Annotated in this window: 10 protein-coding genes; 2 read left to right on the plus strand and 8 right to left on the minus strand. The window is 63.4% G+C overall.

The window, feature by feature from the left end:
• Positions 1-12: 12 nt before the first annotated feature.
• Entirely contained in the window at positions 13-852 is an 840-nt protein-coding gene (locus tag CI601_RS06055) for an ATP-binding cassette domain-containing protein (protein WP_024627983.1), read from the plus strand.
• 16 nt (positions 853-868) lie between these two features.
• Positions 869-1189 (plus strand): hypothetical protein, encoded by a 321-nt coding sequence (locus CI601_RS06060; RefSeq protein ID WP_024627982.1) that lies wholly within the window; start codon positions 869-871, stop codon positions 1187-1189.
• Positions 1190-1246: 57 nt separating this feature from the next.
• On the opposite strand, the gene metF is transcribed toward CI601_RS06060, so the two are convergent.
• From metF to CI601_RS06100, 8 genes are all read right to left on the minus strand, one after another.
• Positions 1247-2128 (minus strand): methylenetetrahydrofolate reductase [NAD(P)H], encoded by an 882-nt coding sequence (gene metF / locus CI601_RS06065; RefSeq protein WP_121914689.1) that lies wholly within the window; start codon positions 2126-2128, stop codon positions 1247-1249.
• The gene (gene metE / locus CI601_RS06070; protein ID WP_121914690.1) at positions 2121-4457 is read right to left on the minus strand and encodes a 5-methyltetrahydropteroyltriglutamate--homocysteine S-methyltransferase; all 2337 of its coding nucleotides are present in this window, start codon (positions 4455-4457) and stop codon (positions 2121-2123) included. The genes metF and metE overlap by 8 nt, the downstream gene beginning before the upstream one ends.
• A gap of 178 nt (positions 4458-4635) precedes the next feature.
• Positions 4636-5196: a histidine phosphatase family protein gene (locus CI601_RS06075; RefSeq protein ID WP_121914691.1), complete on the minus strand. Its 561-nt coding sequence runs from the start codon at positions 5194-5196 to the stop codon at positions 4636-4638.
• 81 nt (positions 5197-5277) lie between these two features.
• Positions 5278-6411, minus strand: a complete 1134-nt coding sequence (locus CI601_RS06080; RefSeq protein ID WP_121914692.1) for a tRNA (adenine-N1)-methyltransferase — start codon at positions 6409-6411, stop codon at positions 5278-5280.
• A gap of 6 nt (positions 6412-6417) precedes the next feature.
• Complete coding sequence (locus CI601_RS06085; RefSeq protein WP_121914693.1) at positions 6418-8364, minus strand: ABC transporter ATP-binding protein; 1947 nt, start codon at positions 8362-8364, stop codon at positions 6418-6420.
• Positions 8365-10128 (minus strand): ABC transporter ATP-binding protein, encoded by a 1764-nt coding sequence (locus CI601_RS06090; RefSeq protein ID WP_121914694.1) that lies wholly within the window; start codon positions 10126-10128, stop codon positions 8365-8367.
• A gap of 141 nt (positions 10129-10269) precedes the next feature.
• Positions 10270-11109 carry an ABC transporter ATP-binding protein gene (locus tag CI601_RS06095; RefSeq protein ID WP_121914825.1) on the minus strand — a complete coding sequence of 280 codons (840 nt, stop codon included), beginning with the start codon at positions 11107-11109 and terminating at the stop codon, positions 10270-10272.
• A gap of 2 nt (positions 11110-11111) precedes the next feature.
• The gene (locus CI601_RS06100; RefSeq protein ID WP_121914695.1) at positions 11112-11564 is read right to left on the minus strand and encodes a DUF2975 domain-containing protein; all 453 of its coding nucleotides are present in this window, start codon (positions 11562-11564) and stop codon (positions 11112-11114) included.
• Between the last annotated feature and the right edge of the window lie 17 nt (positions 11565-11581).

An 11581-nucleotide genomic window follows, 5' to 3' on the forward strand; every position in this document is an offset into this window, starting at 1 on the left:
AGGTGACCTGGATTGCATGAAACCACTGTCTTGATGCAGATGGACGACCTCTGCATCAGGTTCGGGTTCGTTGAGGCCCTCAAACATGTAAGCCTGGATATTCGCCAACACGAGGTGCTTGCCGTCGTGGGCGACAATGGAGCAGGCAAGTCCACCCTGGTCAGGATTTTGTCAGGCCTGATCCGACCCGATCGGGGTACGCTGATCTGGAAGGGCCGACCAACCAACATTCCCTCGATCAGAGTCGCCAATCAGTTGGGCATCGCAGCCGTCTTCCAAGGGCAGGACTTCTGCGACAACCTGGATGTCTCCTCCAACCTCTTCCTGGGCAAGGAACTGCGTGATCGTCACCATCGTCGTGATGACGAAGCCATGCGTCGGCGTACCCGTCAGGTCCTGCAGTCGCTGTCCTCCCCCATCCGAGTAGGCCAACCCATGGCCACCCTCTCCCTGGGACAAAAACAGACCGTCTCAATCGCCAGGACCTTGCTGGACAATCCCGAACTGATCCTCATGGACGAGCCGACGGCCTCCTTATCGGTCATGCAGTCCGCCGAGGTGCTCAATTACATCAAGCGCATGCGTTCCGAGGGCCGCAGCATTCTCATGGTCTGCCACGATCTGCCGGATGTCTTCGCGGTTTCCGACCGCATAGCAGTCATGCGTCAAGGTCGGCTGGTGGGCGTCCTGCCTACGGCCAAGACCACCTATGAGACCGTAATCGCGCTGATTTCAGGCATTGATCCCGAGGATGTCATCCAGGATCAGGAGCAGCTGGATGCCATGGCCAGAGCCAACGCCCGCGTCCACGCCCTGCGCGGCACCAGAAAGATCCTGCCTGAGCAATCATGAATGAAGGAACCCTAGAATGCAGCTGACTGATATCCTCCTGACCATTGCCTGCGCCCTGGTAGGGCTGGCGGTGGGACTGATCTACGGATTTCTGCCAAAGAAAAACGACCGGCTGACCGACTCGCAGCAACGCTGGACACCGATCCTATCCCTGATCGGGGTCGGCCTGGTGGTCGTTCTCATTCTGCTGGGACGTGACCTGGCCTCCTGGGTAACCATCGGAGGGATGATTCTTGGTCTGCTGATTGGCATGATACCGCCGCTGAACAGAGCTGCACTCAAGGTGTGGCCATGGCTGAGGCCCCGCACCGACAATCAAGGCCGAAAGCGTCGCTGAAAGCTGGCGATCATGCTATTGCGGTCATCGATGCGGGGCATTCCCTTTTTTATGCAGTTATTTTTGGCTGCTGACCGGCTCCTCCTTGGCGCCCACCTGCCGGAAGAGGTGACGGACGTTGTGCCAGATGCGCCTGGTAACGCCAGAGTGGTTCATGGAGTACAGGTGGATGCCATCCACCCCGTGGGCCACCAGATCGGCTATCTGCTGTGAGGCGTAGATGATGCCCGCCTCGCGCAGGCTGGCCCGGTCGTCACCCCAGCGCTCCAGGATGGACTCAACCGCCGCCGGGATCCGCGCCTTGCAGACCTCGCTCATGTGCCGAACCTGGCCCTCGTTGGTGATGGGCATGATGCCGGCCTCAATGGGCACCTGGATGCCGGCTGCCCGTGCCCGGTCCAGGAAGTCCAGAAAATCGGCGTTGTCGTAGAAGAGCTGCGAAACCAGATGATCCACGCCGGAATCCACCTTGATTTTCAGATTCTCGATGTCCTCCTCGGGCGAGGCGGCCTCCGGGTGGGTCTCCGGATAACAGGCTCCGTAAATCGACAGGTTGGGCCGACGGGAACGGATGTAGGCGGCCAGGTCGCTGGCATGGTCGAAGACTCCGGCAGGCTCGCGGCCCTCCACGCTGTCGCCGCGCAGAGCCAGCACCGCTGCCACCCCTGCGTCGTCGAACATATCCAGGGCCTGATCGATCACCTCGCGGTCCGCATACTGGGCGGTCAAGTGCGCCACGGCAGGGATGCCGTACTCGGTATGGATGGTCTTGGCTATGCGGGCCGTGGCCGTGCGGTCTGAGCGCCGGCCGGTCCCGTAGGTCACCGAGATGAAGTCGGGCATCAGCCCTTCCAGACCATCCAGGGTGTCATAGATGGTGCCCACCGGGGCATCGCGCTTGGGGGGAAAGACCTCCAGGGAAAAGATAGGCTCATGCATGATCCGACTCCTGACTGGACGATAGCTCCGCACGCACCTGCTGTGCGGCGGCCACCATGTGCTCCAGGCTGGGCCAGGTCTCCTTGTCGCCTCGGGTCTTCAATCCGCAGTCGGGGTTGATCCAGACCTTGGCCGCGTCCAGCTTCTTCAGGATGGCGTGGATCCGGTCCACGATCTCCTCGGTGGAGGGGATGCGCGGCGAGTGGATGTCATAGACTCCGGGGCCTGCCTCGGTCTCGAACTTGGCCTCCTGAATGGCATCCAGGACGGTCAGGTCGGAGCGGGAGGCTTCGAAGGAGATCACATCGGCGTCCATGGCATCAATGTCCTTGATGATGTCGTTGAACTCCGAGTAGCACATGTGGGTGTGAATTTGGGTAGTGGGTTTGACGCCGGAATGGACCAGCCGGAAGGCGGGGATGGCCCAGTCCAGGTATCGGCTGTGCCAGTCGGAGCGCCGCAGCGGCAGCTTCTCGCGCAGGGCGGCCTCATCGATCTGGATGATGCGGATGCCTGCGGCCTCCAGGTCCAGGACCTCGTCACGGATGGCCAGGGCCAGCTGACGGGTCTGCTGCTCGTGATCGATGTCCTCGCGGGGCCAGGACCAGTTGAGAATGGTCACCGGACCGGTCAGCATCCCCTTGACCACATGGTTGGTGCGGGACTGGGCGTATGAGGACCAGCGCACGGTGATGGGCCGGGCACGGGAGATGTCCCCCCAGACGATGGGAGGCTTGACGCAGCGGGTGCCATAGGACTGGACCCAGGCATTCCGGGTGAACAGGTAACCCTTGAGGTTCTGGCCGAAGTACTCGACCATGTCGTTGCGCTCGAACTCGCCATGGACCAGAACATCCAGACCGATCTGTTCCTGGTGGTCGATGACCTGGTCGATCTTGCGGGCGATGAAGTTGTCGTAGTCCTCCTGGCTGATCTCCTTCTTGCGCAGGCGGGCCCGCTCGGCGCGGACCTCGCCGGTCTGGGGGAAGGAGCCGATAGTGGTGGTGGGCAGCAGGGGCAGACCCAGCTCCTGGGCCTGGATCCTCTGGCGCTCGGGCCGGGCCGGGGTGCGTACAAAGTCCTCGTCCTTCAGACCGGCCAGGCGCTGCTGCACCTGCGGGTCGGGCTGAACGCGGCTGCCGTCAAAGAGCTTCTGATTGTCGGCAAGAGCCTTGCTGGAGCGGCGCTGGTCCTCGTCGGCATCGGCCAGCTGGGCCAGGTCGTGCAGCTCGCCCAGCTTCTCCAGGGCAAAGGCGAAGTGTGGCCGCACGGTGTCGGCATCCAGCCCGTCCTCGTCGGCCACGGTGTAGGGCACATGCAGGAGGGAACATGCAGTGGACACCACCACGTTCGAGGTCACCTGGTGCAGGGCATCCAGGAGACCCAGGCTGACCGCATAGTCGTTGCGCCAGATGTTGCGGCCGTTGACCAGGCCGGCGAATATGGTGGTTCCCTCCGGCACGCCATGCTCCTTGAGGGCCGCCAGATTCTCATCCCTGCCCTCGATCAGATCCAGGCCGATGCCGTCGAAGCCCAGGTCAGCCAGCCGGGCATAACAGTCGCCCACATGGCCGAAGTAGGTGTTGAGCAGGATACGGACCTTGCCCTGGTCGCTCTGGCGAGCCTTGAGGATGGGCTGGTAAAGGGTCTCGAAGAGGTCCTGGTCGCCCGGTTCCTTGTCCAGAACCAGATAGGGTTCGTCCAGCTGTACCCAGTCGGCGCCCAGGCCGATGAACCGCTCCAGAATGGTCGCGTAGGCCTTGGCCAGGTCCTGAACCAGTGTCGGATCGAGTTCCAGCAGCTCGCCCTGGGGGCCGCGTGCCAGCTTGAGGAAGGTATAGGGGCCGATCAGCACCGGCTTGGCCGCGATACCCTGCTCGCGCGCCTCCTGGAACTCCTTGAAGGGCTTGTCACCTTCCAGGGCGATCTTGGTGTCCTGATCGATCTCGGGCACCAGGTAGTGGTAATTGGTGGTGAACCACTTCTTCATGGGCAGGGCGGTCACATCACCCTGCTCTCCCTGGTAGCCGCGGCCCATGGCGAAGAGGGTGTCCTCGGGACCCAGGCCCAGCTTCCGATAGCGCTCTGGCACGACGCCCAGGAGGATGGAGGTATCCAGAACCTGGTCGTAGTAGCTGAAATCATTGACGGGAATCAGGTCGACGCCTGCCTGCTGCTGAAGCTGCCAGTGCCTGGCCCGCAGATCAGCGGCCGTGCGCCGAACCTCGTCCAGATTCCGTTCGCCCTTCCAGTAGCCCTCAATAGCCCTCTTGAGTTCACGATGCGCACCGATGCGCGGGAACCCGGACACGGATGTAATCGCTGCCATGAAACCTCCCAGTTTCGTCCTGATGTCTTTGGTCAGCCTATCAGCGGCGGGGGGAGGCGGGTAATTGGTGCAAATAAGGTGTCGCCATAACCTGAATCGATAACGACGAGGCGGCTGGCAGGAGACCGATGCTCATTGAGACTGCCGGCATAAGATTGACTTAGGCTTGTTCCGCCGGTCAGTCCTCCAGGTCCTGGGGGCCCAGAATGCCAAGCAAACGGGCCTGATGGGTTCCCCAGTCGGTCAATGGACGCTCAGACCCCAGCACGACCATAGTGGCCGGCGGCAGTCCAAGATTGAGCAGGTCCAAAAGGTCAGGATCGGAGTTGTCCTCGGCCAGCCACTGTGAGCAGATAGACATGGTGGGCTCATGCCCTAGGATGAGGACCCGGCGGTCACGGTCCTCGGTCTGTGCCAGCTGGTCGAAGACCGCCTGCATGCCGGACTCATAGAGGGATTCCCGGTAGTCGACCCGGGGTCCGTCACCCAGGGGTTTGAGCATGCCGTCCAGGGTCTGACGGGCCCGGGGCGCACCCGAGCAGATGATGCGGTCGGGCACCAGGCCCAAAGCGGTCAATCCACGGCCCATGATCCGGGCCTGTTTCTGGCCACGTTCGGTCAGCTGCCGGCTGCGATCGCCCTGTGACCCCTGGCGTTCCGTCTTGGCATGACGCATGAGCATGAGGGTTCGGCTGCACCTGCGCAGATCCTCGGCCTTCAGACCTTTTCGCAAACCCATGCCATGCTTCCTTTCCCGAAGTTCCTATCAGGCGTCTTTTCCATTATGACAGAGCCAGGTGAAAGTGAGGGCCATGGGCGATCAGCCTTCTTGCTCCTTGCCGTCTTCCAGAGTGCGCACCTGATGGTCCAGATCACGCAACACCTTGCGCAACTTGCGATCGGAGACACGGCGTAACTCCAAATCCTCGAGGTCCTCCAGGTCTTCCTTTTCGCGCTCGCGATTTGAGCCGCTGATCTTGGCAGGCCGCCGGCCCTGATCCACATCGGTCTGGTAGTCCTTGGTAGCCCGGATATGCTTGCGCAGAGCCTGTTGGCCGGGAGCCATGGCCCTGCTGGTCAAGAGGAAGCCGGTGTGCCCGATCATCTCGTGCTCGGGTCGGACCGCCAGACCGTCGGCCTTCCAGGAGCGCTCCAGGCTCTCCATGATCTCGGGTTCGGTCCACCGACCGTCGGCGCGCAGGGCCTCGGCCAGTCGGCTGAGCTGGGTGGTGGTGGTCACGTAGGCGGTCAGCACGCCGCCGGGGGCCATGACCCGATAGGCCTGATCCAGACGGTTCCAGGGGTCCAGCATGTCCAGAACGATACGGTCGAATTCGTCCTCTGACAGGTCGGCCGCAACGGTGTCGAAGTCGCCTGTATGCAGATCCCACTGGGCAGGGCGCTGCCCAAAGAAGACGGTAGCGTTGCCCATGGCTATTCTGGCGAACTCCTCCCGCCGCTCGATGCTGGTCAGTTTCCCTTCGGCGCCGATGGCATCCAGAAGACCCAGGCTCATGGCCCCTGAACCGGCTCCCGACTCCAGAACCCTCATGCCGGGACGGATATCTCCCAGAAGGATGACCCTGGCCACATCCTTGGGATACATGATCTGGGCGCCGCGCGGCATGGAGAGGATGTAGTCCTCAAGCCTTGGACGTATGACGGTAAAAGCCCATCCTCCGATGCCTCGCGAGGACTTCCAAGGCTTGGCCCTGTCATGCTCCCCTGTGTCGGTGTCGGCACCCTGCTTGTGACGCATCTGCCGCCACTTGTCGGCCGAGATAGTCACCACCACCGACCCCTCGGGCAGACCGATCATGGCCTCGTGCGGCAAAAGACCGTGGTCGGTTTGGGTCAGGCCGCCTGGTTCCAGCATGACCGTCAGCTTGCGGCCGCGCCGGTCGGTCAGCTGGACCCGCTCCCCTACGCTCAGCGGACCGCGTCTTAGGCTCATGCCTCCTCAGTCCTCCTCGCCCTTGGTGAACTGGGAGTTGTAGAGGGAGGCATAGGCCCCGCCGCGCTCCAACAGCTGGTCGTGGGTGCCCTGCTCGACCACCGAGCCGTGGTTGACCACCAGGATCAAGTCGGCATCGCGGATGGTGGACAGCCTGTGGGCGATGACGAAGGAGGTCCTGCCCTTGCGCAGGGTGTTCATGGCCTGCTGGACCAGCAGCTCGGTTCTGGTATCCACCGAGGATGTGGCTTCGTCCAGGATCAGGATGTCTGGGTCGGACAGGAAGGCCCGGCAGATGGTCATCAGCTGGCGTTCGCCCTGGCTGAGCTCGCTGCTGTCCTCATTGAGGACGGTGTCGTAGCCCTGGGGCAGCTTGCGGATGAACTCGTCCACGTGGGTGGCCTTGGCGCCATCGATCATGGTCTGGTCAGGGATGGTCTGCCCTTCGTCCAGCCCGTAGAGCAGGTTGTCGCGGACGGTCCCGTCAAAGAGCCAGGTGTCCTGCAGGACCATGCCGAAGTGGCTGCGCAGGTCGTGACGGGTCACCCTAGAGGTGTCCACGCCGTCGATGGTGATGCGTCCGCCCTGGATCTCGTAGAAGCGCATGAGCAGGTTGACCAGGGTGGTCTTGCCCGCCCCGGTGGGCCCGACGATGGCGATGGTCTGCCCCGGCTTGGCCTCGATGGACAGGTCCTTGATCAGCGGCTCGGCCGGATCGTAGGAGAAGCGGACGTGGTCGAAGCGGACATGCCCCTCGACCTTGCCTCCGGTCTCCTGACCCAGATGGTCGGGATGCTCGATGTCCGGCACCTCTTCGGCCTCGTCCAGGAAGTCGAAGACCCTGCGGCAGGAGGCCAGGGAGGACTGGAGCATGGTACCCATGGAGGCCAACTGGCCAATGGGCTGGGAGGCCTGACGGGTGTACTGGGTGAAGGCCTGCAGGCCGCCCAGGCTCATGCTGCCGTTAAGCACGTGTACGCCGCCGATGATGACCACGATCACGAAGCTCAGGTTGCCGAAGAAGGTTGACATGGGCGTGACCAGAGCGGAGAAGAAGGAAGCCTTGAAGCTGGCCTGGTAGAGCTCCTGGTTGCGCTCCTCGAACTCTTCCTCGGCCTTGCGCTGGTGGCCGAAGGCCCGGACCACCATGTGGCCGGAGAACATCTCCTCCACGTGGCTGTTGACCTGGCCGGTGCGGATCCACTGCCTGGTGAACTGCGGCTGGGTCTTCTTGAGGATGATTCCCGCACACAGGGCCATGACCGGAATGATGATGAAGGCGATCAGGGTCAGCAGGGGCGAGATGGTCAGCATCATGATGAAGGCGCCGATGATGGAGAAGACCGAGAAGAGCAGCTCTCCCAGGATCTGCTGTAGGGTGCCCGAGATGTTGTCGATGTCGTTGGTGGTCCGGCTCATGACCTCGCCGCGCGGGGTCCGGTCGAAGTACTGCAGGGGCAGCCGGTCCAGCTTGTCCTCGATCTGCCTGCGCATGGTGTAGACCGCGTCGGAGACCAGCCGGGTCATCAGGAAGTTCTGCACCAGTCTGACCAGGATGGAGATCAGGTAGATGCCGATGACGAACATGAGGATGGTGCCGAAGCGCCCCCAGTCGATGCCCACGCCCACCTGGACGTTCATGGAGTCGATCATCCGGGCGAACTTGTCCTGCCCGCGGGATTGCAGATAGGTGACCACAGCCTGCTTGGGGGTGCCGGGCTTGGCGCCCATCTTGACCAGCATGGACCCCAGTAGCCCCTCGAAGAGGACGTTGGTGGCCTCGCCCATGACCTTGGGGCCGATAACGATCATGGCCACGGCGATCATGCCGGAGAGGACCATGACGATGACCCTCCAGGGGCTGGCCAGCAGGTAATGGACCAGCCGGCCCACGGTATGACGGCGGCTGCCCACGGCCTGTGAGCCTGTGTGTACGCTCAAGTCCTTGGCCATCTACTCGGCCCTCCCCTCGTCAATGCTGAGCTCTTCCACGTCGGGACCCTGCCCGCCCTGGGACTGGACGATCTCCTGGTAGGTGGGGCAGTCCTCCATGAGCTGGTCGTGGGTGCCCCGGCCGACGATGCGGCCCCGGTCAAGGACCAGAATCTGGTCGGCCTGACGGATGGACGCCGCCCTCTGGGCCACGACGATCTGGGTGGCCTGGCGGGTGACCGGCACCAGGGCCTCATGCAGGGCGCGATCTGTGGTCATGTCCAGGGCGGAGAAGGAGTCGTCGAAGGTGTAGATGCAGGGGTTGCGCAGGATGGCCCTGGCCATGCAGAGCCGCTGCTTCTGTCCACCGGAGAAGTTGGTGCCGCCCTCGGCCACGCGGGCATCCAGGCCCTCGGGAATCTCACGGACGAAGTCCTCGGCCTGGGCGATGCGCAGGGCCTGCCAGATGCGGTCGTCGTCAGCCTCGGGGTCCCCGTAGTGCATGTTGTCGCGGATGGTGCCGGTGAAGAGGGTGGCCTTCTGCGGGACCGGCCCGAAGATCAGGGCCAGCTGGTCGGGGTCGTACTCGCGCACGTCGTGGCCGTCCACCAGGACCTGGCCGTCGGTGACGTCGAACATGCGGTTGGCCAGTCGGATGATGGTGGACTTGCCGGATCCCGTGGCCCCGATGATGGCCGTCGTGGTGCCCGGCCGGGCGGTGAAGGAGATGTCAGAAAGAACCGGATCCTGGGCGCCCGGGTAGCTGAAGTCCACGTGCTTGAACTCCAGCAGTCCCTGGGGGTGCTCGTTGCGGTAGGGATGCTCGGGTGCGGCGATCTCGCTGGTGGCCTCCAGGACCTCGTTGATCCTTCGGGCGGCCACAGCGGCCCTGGGCAGCATGACCGACATCATGGCGGCCATCATCAGACCCGACAGGATGATCATCAGGTACTGGATGAAGGCCTGCAGGGCGCCGATCTGCATGGCCCCGGAGTCGATGCGGCGGCCGCCGAACCACATGATGGCCACATTGGACATGTTCAGCAGGAACCACATGAGCGGCACCATCATGCTCATCAGCCGACCGGTGGAGATCAGGACGCCGTAGACGTGGCGGTTGGCCTTGTCGAAGCGGGCGGCCTCGGTCTTCTCGCGGACAAAGGCGCGGATGACCCGCACGCCGGAGATCTGCTCGCGGACCAGGCGGTTGACCGAGTCCAGCATGTTCTGCAGGCGGGTGAACAGGGGTCCCATCCTGCCCATGAGCACCAGGGCCACCAGAAGAATCAAGGGGACGATGACCGCCAGGGACCAGGTCAGGGGGCCGTCCTGGCGCAGGGCCAGAATCAACCCGCCGATCAGCATGACCGGGGCCTGCAGGATGATCATCAGGGTCTGCATGGTGGTCATCTGCATCTGCTGGACGTCGTTGGTGGTGCGGGTGATCAGGGAACCTGCCGAGAAGCGCTCGATCTCGTTGAGGCTGAAGCCTTCCACGGAGGCGAACAGATCCCTGCGCAGCTCGTAGCCCATCCTCATGGCCAGCCGGGTGGCGCAGTAGACGGCGACCACGTTGGCCACGATCTGGATGGCGGTGATGCCCATCATCTGCCAGCCGATCCGGTAAATGGCATCCTGGTCGCCTACGGCCACGCCCTTGTCGATGATGTCCGCCTGCAGGTTGGGCAGGTAGAGGTTCAAGGCCGTCTGCGCCACCTGAAAGAGCACCAGAACGGCCACCTGAAGCCAGTAAGGCCGCAGGTAGCGAGTCCATATCTTGATCACGTCAACATCCTTCACGCATACAAGTCCGCCGCGATCCCCGGGCAGACAAACCACCACAGTCTATACCAGTGCCCTGGTGAACGAATCGCTATTCCTTGAGCTGATACGGGCGTGTCAGAACATGTCTGCAGGCAGTGGCGTTCATGCGGCGAAGGCGCCCCAGCGTCCATCGCGGTGGACCACGGTCAGGTCCAGACCGAAGAGTTCGCTCAAGCGCGGACCGGTCAGTCCACCCTCCAAGGGTCCCTGATAGACGATGGTGCCCGGATCCGGGTCGCCGGTGTCTGCGGTGTCGGCAGGACGCCGGCCCATCATGGCTATCCGGTTGAAGCCCAAAGGGATCTCCTCAAGCCGGTGGGTGACCAGGATGACCGTGCGGTCCTTGTCTTCACGGCCGATGTCGCTCAAGGCCCTGAGCACCAGCTCCCTGCCGCCCAGGTCCAGCCCGGTCGTCGGCTCGTCCAGGATGAGCAGGTCGGGATTGGCCATCAGCGCCCGGCAAATCAGCACCCGGCCGCGCTCCCCCTCGGAGAGCCGGTACATGCGCTTGCCCTTGAGGTAGGCGATGCCGAACCGATCCATCAGAGCCAGGGTGGCCTCTTCCTGTTCGGGCGTAAAGGTCTCCCTCCAGCGGCCGGTGGTGTCGCTGAAGGCGGTCAGCACCACGTCGTAGGGATCCTCCTGAGGGCTGATGGTCTTGGCCAGGCCAGCCGAGGCCAGCCCTATCCGATGCCGGTAGGAGAAGACGTTCACCTTGCCCAGGCGGTTGCCCAGGATTTCCACGCTGCCGGTGCTGGGGAAGCCTCGGGTGCTCATCATGGCCACCAGGGTTGATTTGCCCACGCCGTTGGGCCCGAAGAGCACCCACTTCTGCCCCTGGCCCACCTCAAGGTTGACATCGTCAAGTATGACCCGGCCCTGACGGCGGAATCCCACGTGCTGCATGAGCACGGCCTGCTGTTCTGCCACGCTTTCGCTCATGGTCACAGGGCCGTTCCGTAGGAGTCCAGACGGGGATTGTCCCGGTTGCCGCCGACCAGGAAGAGTCCCAGTACGCCCAGGCAGAAGACCGCCGCGATGGCGATGGTGGCCCAGATGGGAACGTGGGGCAGCCACATGCAGACCAGGAAGGCCAGGCCAGAGCAGATGATCAGGGCCCAGACCAGAATCCGCAACCACTGGCGCACGCCGCTGGGAGTCCTCAGCAGACGGGGGTTGCGGTCGTTGGGATCCACGGAGTCCTTCTGCACCAGGTCATCGGTGTGCCCGGTGGGCTTCCACTCGGCGCTCTGGCCAGCCTCCAGCCGACGGGAGCGCTCCTGCAAGGCCCGTTCGTCCATCACTCCGGCCCTGCCCTTGGCCGTCATCCTCCGGTCGTCGCTGCCGCCACGGCGGCTCCGCTTGGCCTGCGCCCTACGTTCAGCGCGGTTGGTCATATCCCACTGCCTCCATC

Source organism: Bifidobacterium sp. wkB344 (assembly GCF_003688305.1).
Taxonomy (GTDB): domain Bacteria; phylum Actinomycetota; class Actinomycetes; order Actinomycetales; family Bifidobacteriaceae; genus Bombiscardovia; species Bombiscardovia mizhiensis.